Source organism: Polaromonas sp. P5_D5, assembly GCF_054049435.1.
This window is the reverse complement of the sequence record NZ_JBFUMJ010000002.1, coordinates 50291-74949: the sequence shown is the minus strand read 5'-3', so window position 1 is coordinate 74949 and position 24659 is coordinate 50291. Positions and strand designations below refer to the sequence as shown.

At 62.2% G+C, this 24659-nt stretch carries 22 protein-coding genes; 12 read left to right on the top strand and 10 right to left on the bottom strand.

Annotation, left to right across the window (positions count from 1 at the left end; translation table 11 throughout):
* The first annotated feature begins 108 nt into the window (after nt 1–108).
* Nucleotides 109–531 (top strand): universal stress protein, encoded by a 423-nt coding sequence (locus ACXJKE_RS07020; protein ID WP_457279874.1) that lies wholly within the window; start codon nt 109–111, stop codon nt 529–531.
* Between the two features lie 129 nt (nt 532–660).
* On the top strand, nt 661–1545 hold the full coding sequence (locus tag ACXJKE_RS07015; RefSeq protein WP_457279873.1) for an alpha/beta hydrolase: 885 nt from the start codon (nt 661–663) through the stop codon (nt 1543–1545).
* A gap of 72 nt (nt 1546–1617) precedes the next feature.
* On the opposite strand, the gene dcd is transcribed toward ACXJKE_RS07015, so the two are convergent.
* Nucleotides 1618–2190, bottom strand: coding sequence for a dCTP deaminase (gene dcd, locus ACXJKE_RS07010; protein ID WP_457279872.1), 573 nt, complete (start codon nt 2188–2190; stop codon nt 1618–1620).
* A gap of 297 nt (nt 2191–2487) precedes the next feature.
* Here dcd and ACXJKE_RS07005 point away from each other — a divergent pair, with 297 nt between their 5' ends.
* The gene (locus tag ACXJKE_RS07005; RefSeq protein WP_457279871.1) at nt 2488–4704 is read left to right on the top strand and encodes a PAS domain-containing protein; all 2217 of its coding nucleotides are present in this window, start codon (nt 2488–2490) and stop codon (nt 4702–4704) included.
* A gap of 47 nt (nt 4705–4751) precedes the next feature.
* On the opposite strand, the gene ACXJKE_RS07000 is transcribed toward ACXJKE_RS07005, so the two are convergent.
* Nucleotides 4752–5645, bottom strand: a complete 894-nt coding sequence (locus ACXJKE_RS07000; RefSeq protein WP_457279870.1) for a response regulator — start codon at nt 5643–5645, stop codon at nt 4752–4754.
* Complete coding sequence (locus ACXJKE_RS06995; RefSeq protein ID WP_457279869.1) at nt 5638–9012, bottom strand: hybrid sensor histidine kinase/response regulator; 3375 nt, start codon at nt 9010–9012, stop codon at nt 5638–5640. Before ACXJKE_RS06995 ends, ACXJKE_RS07000 begins: the two co-directional genes overlap by 8 nt.
* Nucleotides 9013–9244: 232 nt before the next feature.
* On the opposite strand from ACXJKE_RS06995, the gene urtA reads away from it, so the two are divergent.
* The 8 genes from urtA (at nt 9245) to ACXJKE_RS06955 (ending at nt 16851) form a co-directional block, all read left to right on the top strand.
* Nucleotides 9245–10507, top strand: coding sequence for an urea ABC transporter substrate-binding protein (urtA, locus tag ACXJKE_RS06990; protein ID WP_457279868.1), 1263 nt, complete (start codon nt 9245–9247; stop codon nt 10505–10507).
* A 130-nt stretch (nt 10508–10637) separates the two neighbouring features.
* Nucleotides 10638–11552: an urea ABC transporter permease subunit UrtB gene (urtB, locus tag ACXJKE_RS06985; RefSeq protein WP_457279867.1), complete on the top strand. Its 915-nt coding sequence runs from the start codon at nt 10638–10640 to the stop codon at nt 11550–11552.
* 45 nt (nt 11553–11597) lie between these two features.
* Nucleotides 11598–12785 (top strand): urea ABC transporter permease subunit UrtC, encoded by a 1188-nt coding sequence (gene urtC, locus ACXJKE_RS06980; protein ID WP_457279866.1) that lies wholly within the window; start codon nt 11598–11600, stop codon nt 12783–12785.
* A gap of 33 nt (nt 12786–12818) precedes the next feature.
* A complete protein-coding gene (gene urtD / locus ACXJKE_RS06975; protein ID WP_457280956.1) occupies nt 12819–13562 on the top strand; it encodes an urea ABC transporter ATP-binding protein UrtD in 744 nt (247 codons plus the stop codon).
* Nucleotides 13563–13587: 25 nt separating this feature from the next.
* Complete coding sequence (gene urtE, locus ACXJKE_RS06970; RefSeq protein ID WP_457279865.1) at nt 13588–14277, top strand: urea ABC transporter ATP-binding subunit UrtE; 690 nt, start codon at nt 13588–13590, stop codon at nt 14275–14277.
* 43 nt (nt 14278–14320) lie between these two features.
* A complete protein-coding gene (gene fmdA, locus ACXJKE_RS06965; RefSeq protein WP_457279864.1) occupies nt 14321–15550 on the top strand; it encodes a formamidase in 1230 nt (409 codons plus the stop codon).
* Between the two features lie 18 nt (nt 15551–15568).
* Nucleotides 15569–15910 (top strand): zinc ribbon domain-containing protein, encoded by a 342-nt coding sequence (locus tag ACXJKE_RS06960; RefSeq protein ID WP_457279863.1) that lies wholly within the window; start codon nt 15569–15571, stop codon nt 15908–15910.
* Between the two features lie 254 nt (nt 15911–16164).
* The gene (locus ACXJKE_RS06955) at nt 16165–16851 is read left to right on the top strand and encodes a hypothetical protein (RefSeq protein ID WP_457279862.1); all 687 of its coding nucleotides are present in this window, start codon (nt 16165–16167) and stop codon (nt 16849–16851) included.
* On the opposite strand, the gene guaD is transcribed toward ACXJKE_RS06955, so the two are convergent.
* The 4 genes from guaD to ACXJKE_RS06935 form a co-directional block, all read right to left on the bottom strand.
* Nucleotides 16848–18140, bottom strand: coding sequence for a guanine deaminase (gene guaD, locus ACXJKE_RS06950; RefSeq protein ID WP_457279861.1), 1293 nt, complete (start codon nt 18138–18140; stop codon nt 16848–16850). The genes ACXJKE_RS06955 and guaD overlap by 4 nt on opposite strands.
* A gap of 88 nt (nt 18141–18228) precedes the next feature.
* Complete coding sequence (locus tag ACXJKE_RS06945; protein ID WP_457280955.1) at nt 18229–18591, bottom strand: 6-pyruvoyl trahydropterin synthase family protein; 363 nt, start codon at nt 18589–18591, stop codon at nt 18229–18231.
* A 23-nt stretch (nt 18592–18614) separates the two neighbouring features.
* Nucleotides 18615–19250 carry a 7-carboxy-7-deazaguanine synthase gene (queE, locus tag ACXJKE_RS06940; protein ID WP_457279860.1) on the bottom strand — a complete coding sequence of 212 codons (636 nt, stop codon included), beginning with the start codon at nt 19248–19250 and terminating at the stop codon, nt 18615–18617.
* 260 nt (nt 19251–19510) lie between these two features.
* The gene (locus ACXJKE_RS06935) at nt 19511–20395 is read right to left on the bottom strand and encodes a LysR substrate-binding domain-containing protein (RefSeq protein ID WP_457279859.1); all 885 of its coding nucleotides are present in this window, start codon (nt 20393–20395) and stop codon (nt 19511–19513) included.
* Between the two features lie 133 nt (nt 20396–20528).
* Between ACXJKE_RS06935 and ACXJKE_RS06930 the strand changes: the two genes are divergently transcribed.
* On the top strand, nt 20529–20933 hold the full coding sequence (locus tag ACXJKE_RS06930) for a tautomerase family protein (RefSeq protein WP_457279858.1): 405 nt from the start codon (nt 20529–20531) through the stop codon (nt 20931–20933).
* 12 nt (nt 20934–20945) lie between these two features.
* Here the strand turns inward: ACXJKE_RS06930 and ACXJKE_RS06925 are convergent, their stop codons facing one another.
* The 3 genes from ACXJKE_RS06925 to ACXJKE_RS06915 form a co-directional block, all read right to left on the bottom strand.
* Nucleotides 20946–22232, bottom strand: coding sequence for a YbfB/YjiJ family MFS transporter (locus tag ACXJKE_RS06925; RefSeq protein ID WP_457279857.1), 1287 nt, complete (start codon nt 22230–22232; stop codon nt 20946–20948).
* A 59-nt stretch (nt 22233–22291) separates the two neighbouring features.
* Nucleotides 22292–23344, bottom strand: a complete 1053-nt coding sequence (locus ACXJKE_RS06920; RefSeq protein ID WP_457279856.1) for an adenosine deaminase — start codon at nt 23342–23344, stop codon at nt 22292–22294.
* A gap of 108 nt (nt 23345–23452) precedes the next feature.
* Nucleotides 23453–24601, bottom strand: coding sequence for a BMP family ABC transporter substrate-binding protein (locus ACXJKE_RS06915; protein WP_457279855.1), 1149 nt, complete (start codon nt 24599–24601; stop codon nt 23453–23455).
* Nucleotides 24602–24659: the final 58 nt, after the last annotated feature.

Here is a 24659-nt window from a genome sequence, read left to right as displayed (position 1 = left end):
CCTGGAGCCAAGCCATTTTCCCCGGACTGCAAGACGAAAACAGGCGCTCACCTACAGCGGTACGAGGGCGCTGGTGTTACGCTGATCCGATCACACCGGAGAAAAACCATGAAGATTCTGTTCGCCGCCGATGGCAGCAAATACACCAAAAAGGCCCTGGCCTTTCTGGTCAACCACGATGAACTCGCCGGTACCGAAGGCGAAGTGGTGGTGATCAATGTGCAGGCTCCCGTGCCGGGGCGCGTCAAGACCATGCTGGGTTCGGCCAACGTCACCGCCTACCACGCCGAAGAATCGCAAAAGGTGCTGGCGCCGATCGAGCGTTTCCTCCAGCGCCACAAGATGGCGTTTAGAACTCTCGCCGTGGTTGGCTCGCCCACCGCTGAAATACTGCGTGCCGCCAAGCGCGAAAAAGTGCACCTTATCGTGATGGGCACACACGGCCAGGGCCTGCTCAGCCGCGCGCTGATCGGCAGCGTGGCCCAGCGCGTGGTCGCCGAGTGCGAGATTCCGGTGTTGCTGGTCAAGTAGCAAGGTTCACCGAGGCCCAGTCCCGCCCCCGGGGCATCCGTTGAGCCGCTGCGTGAGAGCGCTTTCATGCGTCCGGGATTTACCGGATACTTGCCCTCACACAACAAGGAGCTCAAGATGGAGACAGGCATGGGGTTCAAGTCGATTCGCAAACTGCTGGGCTGGTTTTTACTGGCGCTTGTTGCGGCTGGCGCACCGCTGTCGTTTGCCAGCGAGGTCACCGTCAGGTCCTTCAACTCAAAGGCCTTGAACACAGACTACCGCTACACCATTTACCTGCCGGACGGCTATGAGAACGGCCGGCTGCGCTACCCGGTGCTGTTTCTGCTGCACGGCAACGGCGGCGACCACAATGACTGGCCGGTCAAAGGCCAGGTGCAGGCGACCATGGACACGCTGGTCAGGGAAGGCCGCGTCCAGCCGGCCATCATCGTGATGCCGGGCGGCGGCTCCACCTGGTGGGTGGACGGCAACAAGGACAAGGCCGAGACCGCGCTCATCAAGGAGCTCATCCCGCACATCGACACCAACTTCAGGACCATCACCGCGCGTGAAGGCCGCATGATCGCAGGGCTGTCCGCCGGCGGTTTCGGCACGGTGAACGCCGTTTTCAAGTACCCCGAGCTGTTTGTTTCCGCCGCGGCGTTGAGCCCGGCGATCTATTCACCGACACCCCCGGGCCACTCTTCGGCCATGCAGGTGGCGCCGTTTCAGGCAGGCGGCAAATTTGACCAGGCCTCGTGGGACCGCCTGAACTACACCGCCAGCTGGGAAGCCTACAAAAGCAAAAAAATCGTGGTACCCCTGTACATCAACAGCGGCGACCACGACACCTTTTCCATTGCCTACCACTCGGCCGGCCTGTTCCAGAAATTGTTTGAATACCAGCCCAAGCTGGTGGAGTACCGCGTCGTCGACGGCGACCATGAATGGCCGGTGTGGCGCGACACCATTGGCGACGCCATAAAATACATGAGCGGCTTTGCCAGCCGCCCCCAGGTCGCCAAACCCTGAGGCTGTAGAGGGCAGAAACGAAAACGGACGCCCTTTGCAGGCGTCCGTCCAAATCAGTCGTGTAGATGTCCGTTACGCCTTCGGCAAGGTCACCCCAACCTGCCCCTGGTACTTGCCGCCGCGGTCCTTGTAGCTGACCTCGCAGACGTCGTCCTTGTCGCTCTCGAAGAACAGCACCTGCGCGCAGCCCTCACCCGCGTAAATCTTGGCGGGCAGCGGCGTGGTGTTGGAGAACTCCAGCGTTACATAACCTTCCCATTCGGGCTCAAACGGCGTGACGTTGACAATGATGCCGCAGCGCGCATAGGTGCTTTTTCCCAGGCAGATGGTCAGCACATTGCGCGGGATGCGGAAGTACTCCATGGTGCGGGCCAACGCAAAGCTGTTGGGCGGGATGATGCAGCTGTCACCGTGGAAGTCGACAAAACTTTTTTCGTCGAAGTTTTTCGGATCCACCACCGTGCTATGGATGTTGGTGAAAACCTTGAATTCAGGCGCGCAGCGGATGTCATAGCCGTAGCTGCTGGTGCCGTAGCTGATGATCTTCTGGCCGTCCCGCTGGCGGATCTGGCCGGGTTCAAAAGGCTCGATCATGCCGTGCTGTTCGGACATGCGGCGTATCCATTTATCGCTCTTGATGCTCATGGGATGGGGCTCCTGTTGTGGCTGTGATTGTAAGTTGGGGTTGGAGTGCCATCCCCATTGACCGCCAGTCCGGAAGCAGTCAGCCCTTCCTCACCAAGGGGCCAGTTGGCAAAAGGCACGGGCTGAGGACTATCGCTGCCCCACAATCCGATAAAAGCGCCGCGGACGCATGGACGGGGAAAGTGCCGCTGGTCAAGACACCGCATTCCGCGTAACGTTGCCCCTATAACAGGCACAAGCTCAAGCGGAAGTGCCGTTGTCCCATATCTAAAGCCGGTTCAGGCGAGGCGCCCCACTATGAAAACAAGATCTACCCACAACAAGGACCGCATTCTTGTCGTGGACAGCAGCCCCGGCATTCACGATGCCTTCCACAACATGCTTGTTGAAGATGAGAATGTGCAAGGGAAATTCGAACTGGATGGTGCCCGCGACGCGCGCGAGGCGCTGGCCCTGGTACAACAGTCGCTTCTGGCTTCGCGCCCCTACACCGTGGCATTTATCGGTGTTTCTGGTACGGCTGGAGGAAATGCGCTCGAAATAGCACCTCAAATATGGGCGCTTGATCCGGGAGTCCAGATAGTGCTTTGCGCGGAGCGACTGGATTTTTCTTCTGATGCACTGTTCGCAGCCATGGGAGCCATGAATAGCAGGTGGCTGGTGCTCAAGACGCCGCATGATCCCGTAGAAGTCATCCAATCGGCATACTCCCTGGCAGAGAAGTGGCATTTGCAACAACTCGCCGGGTCTCATCCAGGCGGGCACCCAGAGGCGGATGCCACGGAGAAGGGGAGCGCGGCGGCTGCCTCCCAGATCAACGAGCAGGATTTGTTGCGCACGCTTCTGGACAACGCTCCCGATCACATTTATTTCAAGGATGCGCAGTCCCGCTTTCTCAAATGCAGCAAGGCACAGGCGCTGCAGTTTGGGGCATCACCGGAGGAGCTGGTGGGCAAGACGGATCACGATTTTTTTTCCGAAGAGCATGCGCGCCCCGCCTACGAGGATGAACAGGAAATCCTGCGCACAGGTCAGCCGATCATCGGCAAAGTGGAGAAGGAAACCTGGAAAGACGGACGCGATGAATCCTGGAAGCTGAGTACAAAGATGCCGCTGCGCAACAAAGCCGGAGCCATCATTGGTACCTTCGGTATTTCCAAGGACATTACTGCCCTGAAGCAGACTGAAGCAGCGCTGGCGCATCACCGTGATTTGCTGGCTACGCTGATGGAGAGCTCACCAGATTCCATCTTCTTCAAAGATCTGAAATCACGTTTGGTAAAAGTCAGCCGCTCGGAGGTTCACAACCTCCTGCGGCTATCGATCAGCCGCTATCGCGCAGCACATCCGGACATGGGTGAGGAGACACTTCCACCGCATTTGGCCAGTGTGGAGGAGTTTGAAAAGTATGTGATTGGTAAAACCGATGCAGACATTTACGGCCAGGACAGGGCGAGTGAATTTAGCCACGACGAGGAAGAGATTATCCGGACGGGGAAGCCCATCCTCGAAAAGAGCGAAAAAACCGTTCATCCTGATGGGCGTGTCGTCTGGTACCTCACCACCAAAGGCCCCTGGAGAGACAGGAACGGCACACTGATCGGGACCTTCGGGACTTCGAAAAACATATCCGAATTGAAGGAAGCGGAACGAAAAATTGAAGAGGTTCAAGCCCAGCTGCTCACCACGGCGCGCCTGGCGGGCATGGCAGAGATCGCAACCAACGTGTTGCACAACGTGGGGAACGTTCTCAACAGCGTCAACGTGTCGGCCGAATTGATTGGCAGCCAGTTGCGGACGTCCAAGCTCAAGGGGCTCGCCCGCTCTGTGGGTTTGATGGACGCCCACATCGGGGATTTGGGGGAGTTTTTGACGCGGGACAGCAAGGGCAAGCTGTTACCCGCCTATCTGCGCGAGTTGGCGCGGACACTGGAGGCAGAGCATGAATCCATCGCGAAAGAACTCGACGCACTTTGCAGCAGTGTGGACCACATCAAACAGGTCATCGCGACCCAGCAATCATACGCAGGCACCCCGCGTGTCGTCGAATCCGCCAAGGTGGATGAGTTGCTGGACGACGCGCTGCGCATGAATGCGGATGCACTGACGCGCCACAAAGTGGATGTTGAAAAAAAATACGCAACGTTGCCCACCCTTTTGCTGGATCGGCAACGCGTTTTGCAGGTTCTGGTGAACCTGATCAGCAACGCCAAGCAGGCTTTTGGCACGATTACAGACAGGCGCCCGTTCATTACGCTCAATGCTGTTTTGCTGGAAGGGCCCGTTCTGCGCATCACGGTGACGGACAACGGGGAAGGCATTGCACCGGAGAACCTGACGCGCGTTTTCTCCCACGGCTTTACCACTCGCAAAAACGGGCATGGCTTTGGTCTGCACAGCTGCGTTCTGGCCGCGCAGGAAATGGGCGGTAGCTTGCAAGTCCACAGCGACGGCCCCGGGCAGGGCGCATCGTTCATCCTGGAGATTCCCGTCGCAACCGCGCAGGTTCATTGAACGCGCCAAAAAAAAGTTTTTTTCGCCCAGGCAGGGCTTGGGCCGGCTTAAAAGACATGCCCGGTCGCCAGTGCCGCGGCTGCTGCCCGTGTTTCCACGCCCAGCTTTTCAAAAATGTGCTCCAGGTGCTTGTTCACCGTGCGATGGCTCATGCCCAGGATGTCGCCGATGTCGCGGTTGGTCTTGCCCTTGGCCAGCCATGAGAGGACCTCGGTTTCCCGCGGCGTCAACGCGGCATTGGCCAGGCGCGAGGGCGAGGCGACATTCGCACCGCGCTGCTCCAGCAACAGCATGGTTTCGCCTATGCCGACCCGGCCCATGTTGCGCACCGACAGCTGCACGCCGGCCAGGGCCAGCAGCACCTCATCGGTGTCGCCTTCCAGCGCCGCATGGACCGCATCGGGCAACCGCCCCGGCTGCACACCGCCTCCGGCGCCTTGCAGCCACAGGGCCGCCTGGGGCGATCGCCAAGCGATGCGCCCGCGCGCATCGACCAGCACCACGCCGAAGCCGGCCACGTCCACGGCCTCACGCGCCAGCCGCGTAATGCGCGCATTGCGCGTATGGGTGTGCAGGCGCGCCACCACTTCCTGCGCGCGCAGCGGCTTGACGACGTAGTCGACACCGCCGCAGGCAAAACCTTCCAGCACGTGCGGCGTCTCCGACAAGCCTGTCATGAAGATCACCGGGATGTGCGCCATGGCGGGGTTGGCCTTGATCTGCCGGCAGGTGTCAAAGCCCGAGAGGCCGGGCATGACGGCGTCCAGCAGGATGGCGTCAGGCGCGACCAGCTCCAGGCGCTGCAGCGCCGAATCGCCGTCGCGCGCCACCAGCACGGTGTAGCCCTCGCCTTCCAGCGTGTCGCAGAGCATGCCCAGGCTGCTGGGAGCGTCGTCCACCACCAGCACGACAGGGCGTTGTTCTTCAGCGGCTTCAAGCATCGACGCCCTCCGTCAAATGATCGAGCAGCAACTCAAGCTCGCAGCGGCTCACAAAGCCGCGCAGCCGCGCGCAACTGGCGGCCAGCGTGGGGTCTTCGGTCGCGACGCGGTCCAGCAGGCGGTGCAGGCCGTGCACGTGGCCCAGCTTCACCAGCCGTATTAACCCCGCGCGGGCCTCCTCGGGCAGGCCCAGCGAACTCTCCCCAGCCGGGCTCGCCAGCGGCGCCGGGGAGACCACGGAGGTCACCCACTCCAGCCCCAGGTGGCGCTGCAGCGCGTCCATCAACTCGGATTCGAGCACCGGCTTGCCGACAAAGGCCTGGCAACCCGATGCCTTCAGGCGCGAGGCCTGGTTCTCGAACACATTGGCCGACACCACGATGATGGGCACCCCGGCATAACCCCGGCCGCGTATCTGCAGCGCGGTTTCCCAGCCATCCAGGTCGTCCATACTGATGTCCAGCAGGATGGCGTCGGGCACGCCGTCCTTGAGGCTGTCTATGCATTCCAGCCCGCTGGCCGCCTCTTTCACATCAAAGCCCAGCGGCGTGAGCATGCCGGCCAGCATCTGACGCTGCACTGGCTGGTCGTCCACCACCAGTAGCGTCCTGCGCTTGCCGAAGAAGCCGGCGATCTGGTGCGGCGGGTCGGCCAGTGGGCCGGGATCGTCGATCTCGCGCAGGTACAGGCGCACGCTGAAGGTGCTGCCCTTGTCAGGCTCGCTCTTCAGGCTCAGGTCGCCACCCATCAGCGCGGTCAGCAGCCCGGTGATGGTCAAGCCCAGGCCTGTGCCCGGCTCGCCGCGGCGGCGGCCCGCGGCGCCGCGTTCAAAAGGCAGGAAGATGCGCTGCTGGTCCTGCGGCGCGATGCCTATACCGGTGTCCACCACGTCGAATCGGATCACCTCGCGCCGACAGTCCACATGCAGCTTCACGCTCCCCGTGTCGGTGAACATCACCGCATTGCTCAGCAGGTTGATGATGATCTGGCGCAGCCGCTTGGCGTCGGCTTGCACCCAGGCCGGCATACGGCCGCTGTGGGTATAGAAAAAATCCACGCCCTTGGCTTCGGCCTGCGGCCGCACCATGCTGACCAGGCCTTCGAGGAAGTCGGGCAGTGGCACGGGGATCGGCTCCAGCCGCAACCGGCCGGCCTCGATGCGCGCCAGGTCGAGCAAACCGTCGACCAGTTGCAGCAGGTGCTCGCCACTGCGCTGTATGGTCTGCACGGCTTCGCGCGGCGTGCTGGCCAGCGCCTCGCTTTTGAGCAAAATCTGCGAATAACCCAGGATGCTGTTGAGCGGTGTGCGCAGCTCGTGCGTCATGCCGGCCACATAGCGCGTCTTGGCCTGGTTGGCCGACTCGGCCACTTCCTTGGCGGTCTGCAGCGCCGCGTCGGTGCGCTGGTGCGCCTCGATCTCGCGCGACAGCAGCTGGTTCTGCCGGTTCGACTCGTCCTGCGCCATGCGCCGGCTTTCGCTGCCGAGCACCACCCACCAGCTGCAGACAGCGACGATCAACAGCAACATGGCGAACACCTTCACGAAGGCCGAGCGCAGCAGGCCGGAGAGATCGCCCGACAGCGGGAAAGCCGTTTCCTGCGTGTACACCATGCCCATTACGGTGGCCAGCAGCGCGCACAGCGACAGCATCACCACCATGTAGTGGCCGACGCGAAAGTTGACCCGGCCCGACAGCGCGCCGGGCAGCAGCGTGCTTAAAAACTGTTCGGCCTGCTCGGCCGCGCGTGAGCGCGTCTTGCAGCGATCGTGGCAGCGCGACTCCAGCGTGCAGCACAGCGAGCAGATGGGCGCACCGTAGGCGGGGCAGCTGGCCATGTCCTCGGCCTCAAAGGCGTTCTCGCACACATGGCAATGCACCATCTGGCCCGGCGCGCCCATGGCCTGCGGCTTGCGCGCGATGTAATAACGCCCGCCGGTGAGCCAGGCCAGCAGCGGCGACAGCACCAGCGCCAGGCCCAGCGCGATAAAGGGCGAGAAGGCCTCGGCCTGCGGGCCCATGGCGCCGGTGTAGGCAAACACACCGGCCGTGGCGGCCAGCAGCATGGAGCCCAGGCCTACCGGGTTGATGTCGTAGAGGTGCGCGCGCTTGAACTCGATGCCCTTGGGACTCAGGCCCAGCGGTTTGTTGATCATCAGGTCGGCCACCAGCGCGCCGACCCAGGCGATGGCCACGTTGCCGTAAAGCCCCAGCACCTTTTCCAGCGCCGAGAACACATCCAGCGTCATCAGCAGCAAGGCGATAGTCACGTTAAAGACCAGCCACACGACGCGGCCCGGATGGCTGTGCGTGAGGCGCGCAAAAAAGTTGGACCATGCGAGCGAGCCCGCATAGGCGTTGGTCAGGTTGATCTTGAGCTGCGACACCACCACAAACAACACGGTGGCCGCCAGCACCCAGGCCGGGTTGCTGAAGACATACGCAAAACCTGCCAGGTACATCTGCGTCGGCTCCATGGCCCTGGCCGCCGGCAACTCATGCTGCAGCACCAGAAAAGCCAAAAAGGCGCCGCCCAGCATTTTCAGCATGCCCAGCACGATCCAGCCCGGCCCCGCCATCAGCACCGCGCCCCACCAGCGCACGCGGTTGACGTGGGTCTTTTCGGGCAGGAAACGCAAAAAGTCCACCTGCTCGCCGATCTGCACCACAAGCGAGAACGCCACCGTGGCGGCAGCACCAAACATGAGCGGATCGAACTCGCTGCTGCCCGACGTGCGCCCGGCCAAGCCGGTGAAGTCGAAAAAAGCCTGCGGGTTCTTCCACAGCACGGCCAGGTAAGGCAACAGCAGCAGCACGCCCCACAGCGGCTGTGTCCACATCTGTAGGCGCGAGATGAGCGTGATGCCGCGCACCACCAGGGGCACGATGACCACCGCGCTGATGACGTAACACCAGGCAATGGGAATATCGAGGTACATCTGCAGCGCCAGCGCCATGATGGCCGCCTCCAGCGCGAAGAAGATGAAAGTGAAGCTCGCGTAGATCAGCGATGTGATGGTGGAGCCCAGGTAACCGAAGCCCGCGCCGCGCGTGAGCAGGTCCATGTCCACGCCGTAACGCGCCGCGTAGTAGCTGATGGGCAGGCCGGTGAAAAAGGTGATCAGCCCCACCACCAGGATGGCCCACAACGCATTGGTAAAGCCGTAGTTCAGCGCAATGGCCGCGCCTATGGCCTCCAGTGCCAGAAACGACACCGCACCAAAAGCCGTGTTGCCCACGCGCCATTCCGACCACTTGCGAAAGCCGCGCGGCGTGTAGCGCAGCGCGTAGTCCTCGATGGATTCGTCGGCCACCCACGCGTTGTACTCGCGTCGAATACGAAAAATTTTCTGGGTGGCGATAGTCAAGAGAGATCTCCGTCGAACGGCCGGTTGGCTGCAACAGGTTCCGCAAGAAGTGTGCCCGCATCTGGTGCAACGCACCAAGACAGGTGGCTACGTTGATTGACGTATAGGGATGCGCAGCCCTTGTGAACATGATTCACCTGACCAGAACGTAAGCCTTCCTCTTTTTATTGCGTCAGTTTTCTCCCCTTCAACTTTTCACGTTTTCACTTTTCACCAACCGCAGGAGCCCAGCATGTCCAACGACGATCGCGATCCATCTTCCTTCATCAACCGCCGCCGCCTCATGCAGGGCGTCGCCGCGGCCCTGCCGCTGGCCGGCTTGCCAGGCTGGGCGCAAGCCCAGCAATTTCCCACAGCCAAGGTCAACACCACAAAGCTGGCCGTCACCGACACCGAAGTGACCGTGGGCCAGTTGCACTCGGCCACCGGCACCATGGCGATTTCCGAAACGGGCTCCATCCAGGCCGAGCAGCTCGCCATCGACCAGATCAACGCCATGGGCGGCGTGCTGGGCCGCAAGATCAAGGTCATCAAGGAAGACGGCGCCTCCGACTGGCCGACCTTCGCCGAAAAATCCAAGAAACTGCTGGTCAACGACAAGGTCGCCGCCGTGTTCGGCTGCTGGACCTCGGCCTCACGCAAGGCCGTGCTGCCCATCTTCGAAAAAGAAAACGGCATGCTCTACTACCCGACCTTTTACGAAGGCCTGGAGCAGAGCAAGAACGTGATCTACACCGGACAGGAAGCCACGCAGCAAATTCTCTACGGCCTGGACTGGGCTTCCAAAGAAAAGAAGGCCAAGACCTTCTTCCTGGTCGGATCCGATTACATCTGGCCGCGCACCTCGATGAAGATAGGCCGCAAGCACATTGAAAGCCACCTCACCGGCAGCAAGGTCGTCGGCGAAGAATACTACCCGCTGGGCCACACCAACTTCAACTCGCTGATCAACAAGATCAAGGTCGCCAAGCCCGACTGCATCTTCATCGCGGTGGTGGGAGGCTCCAACGTGGCTTTCTACAAGCAGCTCAAGGCCGCGGGCGTGACGGCAGACAAGCAGTTCCTGCTCACCATCTCGGTCACCGAAGACGAGGTGCTGGGCATAGGCGGCGAGAACATGAAGGGCTTCTACGCTTCGATGAAGTACTTCCAGTCGCTGGACAACCCCAACAACAAGGCTTTTGTGACGGCCTTCAAAGCCAAGTACGGCAAGGATGCGGTGATCGGCGACGTGACACAGGCCGGCTACCTCGGCCCCTGGCTGTGGAAAGCGACGGTTGAAAAAGCCGGCAGCTTCGACGTGGACAAGATCGCCGCGGCCTCCACCGGCATCGAGCTCAAGACCGCACCCGAAGGTTACGTGAAGTTGCACGAAAACCATCACCTGTGGAGCAAGGCCCGCATCGGCCAGGCGCAACCGGACGGCCAGTTCAAGGTGGTGGCCGAATCAACGGCACTGATCGAACCCAATCCCTTCCCCAAGGGCTACCAGTAAGCGTTGACGCTGGCTCCTACCGGTTCACTCCGCCCTATGGCTGGGTGAGCCGGCAGGGGCTTCTTCTTTTCTTCCTCACAGACACCTGCCTTTTTGGCATTCGACCCACCCGCCGCACCGGAGCCCCGCCATGAATCTTTCCGAAATGCTCAACATCGGCCTGATGCAAGGCTTTGCCGGGCTCAGCCTGTTTTCCGTGCTGCTGCTCATGGGCCTGGGACTGGCCATCATCTTCGGCCAGATGGGCGTCATCAACATGGCGCATGGCGAGTTCATGACCATAGGCGCTTACACCATCTACCTGTTTTCACACCTGTCCGAAACCTACGCACCGGGTTTCGTGCAGGCCTACTTTCCCTTCGCCATCGCGGCGGCCTTCATCTTCGCCTTCGCCGTCGGCTGGCTGGCCGAATGGGCTTTCATACGCCACCTCTACAAACGCCCGCTCGATACCCTGCTAGCCACCTGGGGCCTGTCGCTGGGCATGCAGCAGATCTTCCGCACTACCTTCGGTGCCAAGGAAGTCAGCCCCACCCTGCCCGACTGGCTCATGGGCTCCTGGGCGCCGGCGCCCGGCCTGGACATCCCAATCAACGGCCTGTTCGTGATGGCGCTCACGCTGGTGGTGACCTGCGGGGTGCTGATCGCGCTGCACAAGTCGCGCTGGGGCCTGCGTGTGCGCGCCACCGTCGCCAACCGCGTGATGGCCAACGCCACCGGCATCAACACCAAGAAGACCGACCGCCTGACCTTTGCCATCGGCTGCGGCATCGCCGGCGTGGCCGGCGCGGCCTTCACCACGATTGGCTCCACCGGCCCGACCAGCGGCTCGCTTTACATCGTCGACGCCTTCCTGGTCGTCACCTTCGGCGGCGCGGCCAGCCTGCTGGGCACCGTGGTCTCGGCCTTCGGCATCGCGCAGACCCAGTCCATCGCCGAGTTCTTCATGACCGGCTCCATGGCCAAGGTGCTGACGCTGATGACCATCGTGACGATTTTGATGCTGCGCCCGCAGGGCTTGTTCGCCTCCAAGGTGCGGCGCTGAGTTTTCATTCCATTCCCACGGCAACCTAGACAACCGGAGTTTTTCATGAACAGCCTCAAGCAATGGATAGTGCGCAACGGCCTGGGCAACGTCGCCCTGCTGGCCCTGGTGCTGCTGGTGGCCTTTCCGCTGGCGCTGGATCTGTTCCGCCTCAACCTCGTGGGTAAATACCTCAGTTATTCCTTCGTCGCGCTGGGCCTGGTGATGCTGTGGGGCTACGGCGGCGTGCTGAGCCTGGGCCAGGGTGTGTTCTTCGGCCTGGGCGGCTACGGCATGGCGATGTTTTTGAAGCTTGAAGCCAGCGACCCCATCACCACCAAGATCCAGTCCACACCCGGCATTCCCGACTTCATGGACTGGAACCAGATCACCGCGCTGCCGATCTGGTGGAAGCCTTTCCAGTCATTCCCACTGACGCTGCTGCTGATCCTGGTCGTGCCCACGCTGCTGGCCTTCATCATCGGCTACGCCATGTTCAAGCGGCGTGTCGGCGGCGTCTACTTCGCCATCATTACGCAAGCCGTGGCGCTGATCCTCACGGTGCTCATCATCGGCCAGCAGGGCTACACCGGCGGCGTCAACGGCATGACCGACCTCAAGACCATCCTGGGCTGGGACACACGTACCGACAGCGCCAAGTACATCCTCTACTTCCTCACCGCCGGCCTGCTGCTGGGCGCCATCGTGCTGTGTACCTGGATCCAGAAGAGCAAACTGGGCACACTGCTGCTGGCCATGCGTGACAAGGAAGACCGCGTGCGCTTTTCGGGCTACGACGTGGCCATGTTCCGGGTTTTCGCCTTCTGCTTTGCGGCCATGCTGTCGGCGGTGGGCGGTGCCATGTTCACCCTGCAGGTGGGCTTTATGTCGCCCTCTCTGGTCGGCATCGTGCCGTCGATCGAGATGGTGATCTTCGCCGCCGTGGGCGGGCGCATGTCGCTGGTGGGCGCGGTTTACGGCGCGCTGCTGGTGAACTTCGGCAAAACCTATTTCTCCGAGAGTTTTCCCGACCTCTGGCTGTTCCTGATGGCCGCCATGTTCCTGGGCGTGGTGCTGGCCTTCCCCGACGGCCTGGCCGGCGTCTACACGCAGCGCGTCAAACCCTGGCTGACCAAGCGCTTCACGCGCCGCGAGAAAGTCGCCCCGCCTGCCGCCCCGCCCATGGCGCCCCCGCCGGTTGCGGCCCAAGCAACGCCCCCGCTGCCCGCTGGCTTGACCGGCCAGCAGACCTGAACACCCAAGGAAGCCACCATGATCGCTCCTGCCATGACCCCCAACGACTTCGTGCTGTCGGTCGAAGACCTGACCGTGTCTTTCGACGGCTTCAAGGCCATCGACAGCCTGAACCTCTACGTCGACCAGAACGAGCTGCGCGTGATCATCGGCCCCAACGGCGCAGGCAAGACCACGCTGCTGGACCTGATCTGCGGCAAGACCCGCGCCAGCCACGGTCGCATCAAGTTCAAGAACGCCGAGATGACGAAACTGCCCGAATACCAGATCGTGCGCTCCGGCATAGGCCGCAAGTTCCAGACACCGTCCATCTACGAAAACCTGAGCGTGTTCCAGAACCTGGAAGTGTCTTTCCCGCGCGGGCGCGGTGTGTTCGGTGCGCTGTTCTTCAAACGCAGCGAGGAAGTCAAGGCCCGCGTGCAGGCCGTGGCGGCCGAGATCGGACTGGACGGACAGGTGGATACCGAAGCCGGCCTGCTCTCGCACGGGCAAAAGCAGTGGCTGGAGATCGGCATGCTGCTGATGCAGGACCCTGAGCTGTTGATGCTGGACGAGCCGATCGCCGGCATGAGCGTGCGTGAGCGCGAGCTCACGGCCGAGCTGCTCAAGCGCATCTGCAAGGGCCGCGCCATGATCGTCATCGAGCACGACATGGAGTTCGTCAAGCGCATCGCCGACAAGGTGACCGTCATGCACCAGGGAAAGATTCTGGCCGAAGGGTCGATGGAAAAAGTACAGGCTGATCCCCGCGTGATCGACGTGTACCTGGGCCACTAAGCACCAAAGCATCAAGGGAACCACCATGCTCAACGTCAACAACCTTCACGTCAGCTACGGCCAGAGCGAGGCGCTGCACGGCATCACCTTCTCCGCTAAGAAAAACGAAACCGTGGCCATCATGGGCCGCAACGGCATGGGCAAGACCACGCTGTTCAAGTCGCTGATCGGCATCCTGCCGCTCAAGTCCGGAACGATTGAAGTCGACGGCCTGGACATCTCGAAAGACGAAAGCTATCAGCGCGTCGCAAAGGGCGTGGCCTACGTGCCGCAAGGCCGCATGATCTTCCCGACGCTGACGGTGCAGGAAAACATTCTGACGGGCCTGGAGAACGCCAAACACAAGCAGATCCCGGACGAGATCTACGCGCTGTTCCCGGTGCTCTTCGACATGCGCGGCCGCAAGGGCGGCAACCTCTCGGGCGGCCAGCAGCAGCAGCTGGCGATTGCCCGCGCGCTGGTGACCAACCCCAAGGTGCTGCTACTCGATGAGCCGACCGAGGGCATACAGCCTTCCATCATCAAGGACATCGCGCGTGCGCTCAACGAGATCCGCAAGATGCGCGAAATCACGATTGTGGTGTCGGAGCAGGTGCTGAGCTTCGCGATGGACGTGGCCGACCGGCTCTTCGTCATCGAGGGCGGACAGCTGGTGCACGAGAGCACACGCGCCGGCACCGACACGGCGCGCATCAAGCAGTTTCTTTCCGTCTGATTTTCCTTTCCTTCCTTTATTCATCACCACCAGGAGATATGGCATGACCGACACGCTGATCAAGGTTGACCTGACGAAGTCGCCCACCCTCAACGAGAACATCCACAACCGCTGGCACCCGGACATCCCCATGGCCTGCTGGGTCAACCCGGGCGATGATTTCATCCTGGAGACCTTCGACTGGACCGGCGGCTTCATCAAGAACAACGACAGCGCCGACGATGTGCGCGACATCGACCTTTCCACGGTGCATTACCTGTCAGGCCCGGTCGGGGTCAAGGGCGCGGAACCCGGTGACCTGCTGGTGGTCGACCTGCTGGACATAGGCGCCAAGCAGGACAGCCTCTGGGGTTTTAATGGTTTCTTCAGCAAGAAGAACGGCGGCGGCTTCCTGACCGACCATTTCCCCGAAGCGCAGAAATCGATCTGGGACTTCAAGGGCATGTTCACGAGTTCGCGCCACGTGCCGGGCGTGAACTTTGCCGGGCTGATCCACCCCGGCCTGATAGGCTGCCTGCCCGACAAAGCCATGCTGGAGATGTGGAACACGCGCGAACAGGCGCTGATCGACAGCGAGCCGACGCGCACGGGTCTCGCCAACCCGCCTTCGGCTGGCACCGCCCACATGGGCAAGATGACGGGCGCGGCGCGCGACAAGGCCGCGGCCGAGGGCGCGCGCACCGTGCCGCCGCGCGAGCACGGCGGCAACTGCGACATCAAGGATTTGTCGCGCGGTTCCAAGGTCTACTTCCCGGTCTACGTCGACGGCGCGGGCCTGTCTGTGGGCGACCTGCACTTCAGCCAGGGCGACGGCGAGATCACCTTCTGCGGCGCCATCGAGATGGCCGGCTGGGTGCACATGAAGGTCACTCTGATCAAGGGCGGAATGGCCAAGTACGGCATCAAGAACCCTATCTTCAAGCCCAGCGTGATCACGCCGCGCTACGACGACTATTTGATCTTTGAAGGCATCTCGGTCGACGAGGCCGGCAAGCAGTACTACCTGGACGTCAACGTCGCCTACCGCCAGGCCTGCCTTAACGCCATCGAATACCTGAAGAAATTCGGCTACTCGGGCGCGCAGGCGTATTCCATCCTGGGCACGGCGCCGGTACAAGGCCACATCAGCGGCGTGGTCGACGTGCCGAATTCCTGCGCCACGCTGTGGCTGCCGACCGGCATCTTCGACTTCGACATCAACCCGAACGCATCGGGACCGGTCAAGCACATCGACGGCAAGATCAGCATGCCGCTGTCGCCCGACCTGCGTTAAAACCCCAGGGGAAGCACCATGCCCACCTACGACTACGACTGCCCGCAGTGCGGCAGCTTCGACGCGCTGCGCTCGGTTTCCATGCGCAACCAGGCGGCGGCCTGCCCGGTGTGCGGCGGCCCAGCCGCGCGCATTTTGTCCGTCGCGCCCTCGCTGGCGCTGATGGAAGACGACGCGCGGCGCGCGATGGACACCAACGAGCGGGCCCGCCATGAGCCCAAGCGCTCGGGCGACTACGCGCGGCTCAAGCATCCGGCCGGATGCGGCTGCTGCTCCAGCGGCAAGCGCGGAGCCACGATGACCGCACCCAATGGCAATAAAGCTTTTCCGAGCAAACGCCCCTGGATGATCAGCCACTGAGGACACCCTTCACAAGGAGCACGACATGATTCACGGCGATATTTCAAGCGGCAAGGTCACCGTCGGCGCGGCGTATCCATTTGTCGCTTTTGATGCTGATTGCGTTCTTTTCCCATAACCCTGTGTGATGCTCCTCTTATAGAAGTCTGCCTGCCCACAGTCCCGAAAACCCGAAATCCTGGCCAAAGCGGGCCGTGGACACCCTCTGGCGGTGTGCTTAAATGGCACATCACTACACAACAGGGGGAGCGGCAATGAACTGCAAAACTTGGATGGGGATCGCCGCAGGGACCGTGCTGATGCTGCTTGGCGCCGGGGCACAGGCGCAGAAGATGCATCGCTGCGGCAACGTCTACCAGGACCGCCCCTGCGACACGGTGCAACCGGGCACTGAAGTGCGCAATTTCGACAATGCCCCCCGACCCGTCGCCAGCGCGGGCACGGACACACAGTGCCGGCAACGCGGCATCGACTCCCAGAAAATTGTCTGGTCTCGCGAAGCGGGAGCGCAGGCGGAAAAACTCAGGGCCGCCGCCTATTCGGAAGAAGAGAAAACCCTGATCACCGAGGTCTACGGCAAACGCGGCACCGCACCGGAAGTTCGTGCCAGCATCGAAGCCGACTGCATCGCGGCCAAGAAACATGCCCAGGAGGTTGCGGCGGCGCTGGCCGCCGTGGGAAAACTGCCCGGCAGTCCGGCGCCAGGCGTCGCGCCTGCGCGGCCTCAGGCCATGGAATCCAGGGCCGTCGAGGCTGCGCAGGGCGGCGATGCCTCCGCGCTGCGATCCGCCGAATCGCAAAAGAGGCGTTGCAGCAGCATCAACACCAAAATTGAGGGCATCCAGAAGAGCCAGCGCAGCGGCGGCAGTGTGGCTGCCATGGAAAGCCTGAACCAGCGCCGGCGCGACGCGGAAGCCGAACGCGACCGGGCCGGCTGCTAGGCTGCGCCGCCCGCCTGGGAAATCACGGCCTTTTCAATCACCCGGTCGTCACCCAGCACAATCAGTGCGAACAGCAGCTCGTCCAGGCTGGCGGCTTGCGCCGTCTTGCGCGCCAGCAGCGGCGTGGCCTGGAGGTTGAGCACGACAAAATCTGCTTCGCAACCGGGCTGCAGGTTACCGACAACGCCTTCCAGGCCCAGTGCACGCGCCGCACCCGCCGTGTGCTGCCACCACAGGTGCTGCGGCTTGAGCGACAGGCCGGTTTTGGTCTGCCCCTCTCTTCCCACGTAGTAGGCCGCCAGCATGGTGTGGAAAGGGCTGAACGAGGTGCCGCCACCCACGTCGCTGGCCAGGCCATAGGGGAAACCGATGCGGTCTGCACCCTCGTAGTCAAAAAAACCGCTGCCCAGAAACAGGTTGCTGGTCGGGCTCACGGCTGCCGCCGTGCCGGTGCCGCGCATCAGGGCGCGGTCTTCGTCGTCGATGTGGATGCAATGCGCATATACGGCGCGCGGGCGCAGCAGTCCGAACTGTTCATAGACGCTGAGGTAGCTGCGCGCCTCCGGATAGAGTTGCCGCACCCAGGCGATCTCGTCCTTGTTCTCGGCCACGTGCGACTGGATCCACACGTCCGGGTATTTCGCGGCCAGCTCGCCGGCACCGCGCAGCTGTGCTTCGCTGCAGCTGGGCACAAAACGCGGCGTGATGGCGTAGCCCAGCCGGTCTACGCCATGCCAGCGCTGGATCAGCGCTTCGGTGTCCTGCAAGCTTTGCACCGCTTCGTCGCGCACGCCGTCCGGGGCATTCTGGTCCATCAGGCATTTTCCGGTCATGAGGCGCAACTGGTTTTTCTGTGCCTCGGCGAACAGCGCGTTGACGGATTCCACATGCGAGGTCGCGAAGGCCAGTGCCGTGGTGACCCCGTTGCGAAGCAGTTCTGCTATGAAAAACGTAGCTGCTTGCGCACAGTGGTCCTTGCTTGCGAAGCGTTTTTCTTCTGGAAAAGTATAGTTTTCAAGCCAGGGCAGCAGCCCTTCGGCAGGCGAGCCGATCACGTCCAGCTGCGGATAGTGAACGTGCATGTCGACAAAACCCGGCGCGATGAGGCGGCCCGGCAGGTGTTCGGTGGGCACCTCGGCAAACCCGGAAACCAGCGCGTGGTAGCTGCCGACGGCTTGCACCACCTGGCGGCCTTCGGCATCGGGTCCGGTCACCAGCAGGCCATCAGCCTCATAAACGGCCTGCGCAGGCGCGGCAAAGTACAGGAGGGCGGCGCGATAGGCTTTCATGGCTGCAAGATTAACCCAGTCACCGGCGGGCTGAATATTCAAAACCCGATAAGGCCTATTGGGCTTGTTGCCAGCCGGACAGTCTGGTTCAGCGGCTCACACGGCAGCCGTCGCCCAGCGAGGCGCGCCAGACCCGTACCGAAGTCAAGCCCGGCAGGCGTGCGTCCAGCTTGCGGAAGATGAACTGGCACAGGTTTTCCAGCGTGGGCGGGCCCAGATCTTTCACGTCGTCGAGCAGGTGGTGGTCCAGTTCCTCGCGCAGCACCTCGATCTCGCGCCGCACCAGGCCCAGGTCCATCACCATGCCGGTGGCCGCATCGGGCTCGCCAGCGACAAAAACCTCGGCGTTGTAGGTATGGCCATGCACGCGCTTGCTGCTGTCGGCCTCGATGACACGCTTCAGGGTGTGCGCCGCGTCAAAGTAGAAAGTCTGGCTGATCTCGCAGCGCATGGGTTCTGGCGTGGGGAGCTTTTTCATCGGATGCCCGTGATTTTGTGGGTCTGCAGGCTCAGGCGCCAGGCCGGGCGTGCCATGCACAGCTGGATGCAGGTTTCGGTGTTCTGCTGGCGCTGGGGGTTGTCCATGGGCTGCAGGTAGCGGTGGGTGAAGTCGGCAGCCTCAAGTTCGGCCAGGTCGAAACTTGGCTGTGGCCAGACGACCTTGAGCTCCTGACCCGCGCGTTGCACCCAGGGTGCGCCGGCCTTGGGACTCACGCAGATCCAGTCAATGCCCTGGGGCGCGGCAATGGTGCCGTTGGTTTCCACCGCAATCTGGAAGCCGCGCGCATGCAACGCGGCGATCAGTTCGGCATCGACCTGCAGCAAGGGCTCGCCGCCCGTCATCACCACAAAGCGGTGGGCACTGTCGCCCGCCGGCCACTGCGCTTCAATTTTTTGGGCCAGCGCATCGGCATCGGCAAACTTGCCGCCCAATGTGCCGTTGGTACCTACAAAGTCAGTGTCGCAAAACTGGCAGACGGCCGTGGCACGGTCCTGCTCGCGGCCTGTCCACAGGTTGCAGCCGGCAAAACGGCAGAACACCGCCGGCCGCCCGGCATTGGCGCCCTCGCCCTGCAGCGTGTAGAAAATTTCCTTGACCTGGTAGCTCATGGCGCGGCTTTCGCAGCGCCATAGCCGCGGCGCGCCACAGGCAGTTGCCGGGGCGAAGGGAGACATTGAGCGGGAGAAATAAAACAGGCGCCCACTGAGGCCGAAAGACCGGGGGTCGCGAGGTTTTTATACATGGTAGTCCTCTACATGGCCCCGGAAACAAAGCAAATGCCGGCGCGCCGAGGCAGCACGCAAGCCCTGATTTTAACGGCCAGCGGCCAATAGCGGGATTTCGGGGGATTTACCGGCCAATAGCGGCTTCAGGGCGCGGGAGCTTCGTGTGCCTGTTTTTCCAGCCAATCGCAGAATTTGTCCAGCCGCACATTCGCCCGGGCCCGGCGCCTGGCCACGTACTGGTAGCTGCTTTCCTCAAAGCCCAGCGGCGCCACCAGCCGTCCCGCGCGGATATCGTCCATCACCAGGTGCCAGGGCGCAATGCAAACGCCCAGGCCAGCCACTGCCGCCTCCAGCGTGAAGTAATAGTGCTGAAACTCAGGACCGTCCTGAATAGGAAGGGCAAGGCCGCGCGACTCACACCACATCTGCCAGGCATCCCGCCGCGTTCGGGTGTGCAGCAGCGGCAAGCGGGCCAGGTCGATCGCTTCACGCACATTCGCCTGATTGGCGAGCGCAGGCGCCATGACAGGTCCCAGGCGCTCCACAAACAGCGGCAGCAGCGTGCCCGATTTTTCGCTGCCCCGCCCGTCTACCGTGATGACGAGGTCGTAACCGTCACGGTCCACATCGACCACACGCTCGGCGGCGCTGAGCCGGACGTCGATATCGGGATGGCGCGCATTAAAGTCATAGAGACGCGGAATCAGCCATTTGACGGTGAAGGTGCTGAAGCAGGAAACGTCCAGCGTTCCGGCCTCGCTGCTGCGCACTTCACGCACGGCGGCTTCCATCTGGTCCAGCCCAGCGGCAAGGGCCGGCCACAGCGCGGCGCCGGCAGCGGTCAGTTGTGGCTTGTTTTTGGCACCTTCGAAGAGCGGCACGCCCAGGGACTGCTCCAGCTGGCGCACCTGCCGGCTGATGGCGCCGGGGGTCACCGACAGCTCCTCGGCCGCAGCTGTCATGCGACCCAGCCGGGCAGCGGCTTCAAAGGCACGCAGGGCATTCAAAGGTGGGAGATGGCGCTTCATCATTATGTGAGTTTATGGCACATATGACTTGCGAACAAATCGCTTTTCCTGACGGTCATTGATTGTCAGAATTCGAGCAACCTCGGTGAAAGCTTCAATTCACCACCATCTATTTAAATTGAGGAAAAATCACATGCCTTTTGTCCGCACCAGCGTCCACCACAGCACCAGCCCCGAACAACGGCAAGGCATCGTCGACGGGATTCACCAGGCGCTGGTCGACAGCATTGGCATGCCTGAAGACGAGCTTTTTAATTCGGTCAGCAGCTACGATGCGCAGCAGTTCTTCTTCAACCGAAGCTTCAACGGCATGGCACGTTCAGAGCAGCCGGTGGTCGTCGAGATCACGATGCGGCGCGGCCGCAGCGACGCGATGAAGCGAGCACTCTATGCGGCCATCGCGCGCAATTTAAAGACCAACGCCGGTGTTGCCGCCGATGACGTTTTCATCTTCATGCATGAAAACGACTATTCGGACTGGTCGGTGGGCGGCGGCAAGTTTGCCATGGCGCTGGTGCAACAGCCCGGTCCTGACTGATGAGCGAAGCGCTTACTTCTGCGCCGCTACGCCGCCAGACGGTAAAGCCGGCAGTACCGGATAAGCCTTCGCCATCCACCCATACACCACAGCGCCCACCAGCAGCGAGGCCGCCGCAATTTCCAGCGACATCGTGAAACCCACACCCGCGTTGGGTGTGCGCCGCAGCAGCACGGCCACCAGCGGCGGGCCGAGGATCTGGCCGACACCGTAGGTGGCTGTCAGAAGGCCCATGAAACTGGCGGCTGTGGCGGGCTTCAGGCGGCGCACTTCCTGCATCGCAAAAAAAGTGATGGCGGTAAACGGTATGCCCAGCATCAGGCTACCGATGGCAAAGCCCGCGAGGCTGGGGCTCCAGAGGCTGGCGGCAATACCCAGCGCCTGCAAAAAGTAGCAGCCGGCCAGCAGCAGGCGGAAATCTTTGCCCGGCGGCAGGCGTGTGGCCAGCAGCGCACCCACCATGACGCCCAGGCCGAAGATGGGCCAGAACATGTCCAGCCAGGCCGATCCCGGCAAGGCCGCACGCGCGATCACCGGCAAAAAAGTGGCGGTAATGATGTAGCCAAAACCGGCCAGGCCATAGGCCAGCGTGAGCAGGGTCATCTCGGCATTGCCGTGGTGCTGCGGCGCATCACCCGGCCGGGCAGCAGCGCGCGGCGCCAGTGCAATCAGGCGTTCATCGCCGCCGCGCAAGACATGCCACACCGAGGCTGTCAGCGCAAACGCCAGCACGCCGAAAATCATCCAGCCCGTGGCGGCCGTCCAGTGCCAGGCGACCATGCCAGTGGCAAACAGGCCACTCACCAAAATGCCGGCGCCCGGCCCGACGTAGATGATGCCGCCCATCGCGGGAACGCCACGCTTGGCCAGCTGCGAGAGGCACCAGCCCGAAGTAAACACAAACACCACCGCGCTGGTCACGCCCGCGGCAAAGCGCAGCAGCGGCCATGCAGCCGGAAAATGCCAGCCCATGGCCAACGTCAGCACGCCTGTGGCAACCAGACCGGCGCGCACCAGGGACGAGTACGCCAGGTGCGGCAGCCACTTGAAGCGCGCCCACAGCCAGGGCTGCAGCGTGCAGAGAATCGCACCCAGCATGTAGCCAAAGTAGTTGGCGCTGGCCAGCCAGCTGGCCGTCGGCAAATCGACCACGCCGTCGTTGAGCATCATCGGCAGCAGCGGCGTGAAGGCAAAGCGCCCTAGACCCATGGCCACCGCCAACGCTACCAGCCCCGCCAGCGCGATGGGCCAGGGGTTTTGGGCGACAGGGGTTTGCCCTTCTTTTGGCGTCAACGCCATACACAGTTCTCCGTCATGTTGAATTCAGGCCGTGCCTTGGGGGCAACGCGCTGATAGGCTTATTGAAATGTTTCGAAGGCCTGATGGAGGCGGTCGACATAGCGGGACTTTGCCGAGGCTTCGATGAAACTTGCCTCAAAGCTGTTGCGCGCCAGCACATAGGCATGCTGCGCATTCAGCCCCGTCGCAGCAAAAGTCTGCGTGAAGTTCTCATTCATGTAGCCGCCGAAATAGGCTGGGTCGTCTGAATTGACGGTGGCCACCAGCCCGGCATCGAGCAGCTCGCGCAGGTTGTGGCTGGCAAGGTCCGGGAATACGCAGAGTTTGAGGTTGGAGAGTGGGCACACGGTCAGCGGAATGCGGTCTTTCGCCAGACGTTGCATTAGCGACGCATCGCGGCTGGAGCGCACACCGTGGTCCACGCGCTCGACCTTGAGCACGTCAAGCGCCGTCCAGACGTATTCGGGCGGGCCTTCCTCCCCGGCGTGGGCCACCAGGTGAAAGCCCAGCTCGCGGCAGCGCGCAAACACACGGGCGAATTTTTCAGGCGGGTTGCCCACCTCGCCCGAATCAAGCCCAATACCGATGAATTTGTCGCGGAACGGCAAGGCCTGCTCCAGCGTTTTAAACGCGTCCTCCTCGCTGAGGTGGCGCAAAAAGCACAGGATCAGCGAGGCGCTGACGCCCAGCCCGGCCTGTGCATCCACGCAGGCGCGGTGCAGGCCGTTGACGACCGTTTCCATGCTGACGCCGCGCGCCGTATGCGTTTGCGGGTCGAAGAACATTTCGGTGTGCACCACGTTGTCAGCGGCAGCTTTGCGCAAGTAGGCATAGGCCATATCGTAAAAATCCTGCTCGGTGATGAGCACGCTGGCACCTGCGTAGTAGATGTCGAGAAAGCTCTGCAGGTTGGTGAAGGCATACGCGCTGCGCAATTCTTCAACGCTGGCGTAGGGAATGCTCACGCCGTTGCGGCGGGCCAGTGCAAAGATCAGTTCGGGCTCAAGCGAGCCCTCGATGTGCATATGCAGCTCGGCTTTGGGCATGCTTTTGAGCAGCTCAGGCAGGCGGTCCGCGGACACGGGTTTTACATTGAATGGTGCGGGCGTCATTTCAACTCCAGAAACAAAAAAAGCTGCCCGAAGGCAGCTTTGAAACTACGTTGCGAGCGCTCCGGCCCGGGAACTGTTGCCCCAGGCACGGCGCTGCGTCCATTATCCTCAGTTGCCGGGAACCTTGCCTTCGACACCCTTGACATACGTCTTCAGGCCGCCGAGAAATTTGTCGTCCGCCACCACATCCTTGGCCAGCAGCTCCTTGCCGGTGTTGTCGGTGATGGGGCCTTTCCAGATCGAGAAGCTGCCGTCCTTCAGGCCCGCCTTGACTTCGTCGATGCGCTTTTTGGTGTCGTCCGGCACATCGGCGGCAATTGACACGATGTCAATCGCGCCTTCCTTGACGCCCCACCAGGCAGCGGTGTTGCCCGTCCATTTGCCTTCAAGGGCCTCACCCACGGATTTCACGTAGTACGGGCCCCAGTTGATGATGGCCGATGCCAGGTGGGCCTTGGGGCCGTAAGCGGTCATGTCCGAATCCCAGCCGAAGGCGCGTTTGCCCATTTTTTCGGCGGTCTGCAGCACGGCGGACGAATCAGTGTTCTGGAACAGCACGTCGGCCCCACCATTGATGAGAGCGGTGGCAGCCTCGGTTTCCTTGGGTGGGTTGAACCATTCATTGACCCACACCACCTTGGTCTTGACCTTGGGATTGACCGACTGCGCGCCCAGCGTGAAGCTGTTGATGTTGCGCACTACTTCAGGAATCGGCACCGAGCCAACCACGCCCAGCGTGCCGGTCTTGCTCATCTTGCCCGCGATCACGCCGGCCATGTAGGCGCCTTCGTAAGTGCGGCTGTCATAGGTGCGCATGTTGGCGGCCTGCTTGTAGCCGGTGGCGTGCTCGAACTTCACGTCTTTGGTGTCGCCTGCTACCTTGAGCATGGGCTCCATGTAGCCGAAGGTGGTGCCGAAGATCAGCTTGTTGCCCTGGGCTGCCATGTCGCGGATCACACGCTCGGCGTCGGCTGACTCGGGTACTTTTTCGACGAAGCTGGTGACAACCTTGTCGCCATAGGCTTTCTCCACGGCCTTGCGGCCGTTGTCGTGCGCGAAGGTCCAGCCGCCGTCGCCCACAGGGCCCACATAGGCAAAGGCAATTTTCAGAGGCTCGACCTTGGCAGGCGCTGCCGCCGCTGGTGCGGCAGGCGCCGCTGCCGGCTCTTCCTTCTTGCCGCAGCCCATCAGGGCTGCCCCCGCCACGGCCGACAGGGCCGCCAGCTTGAGCAGGGAACGTTTTTGCAGGTCAGTCATGTGAACTCGCTTTCGTTGTAGGAAATGACATTGAAATGAAAAGTGGAACGGGAAGGCG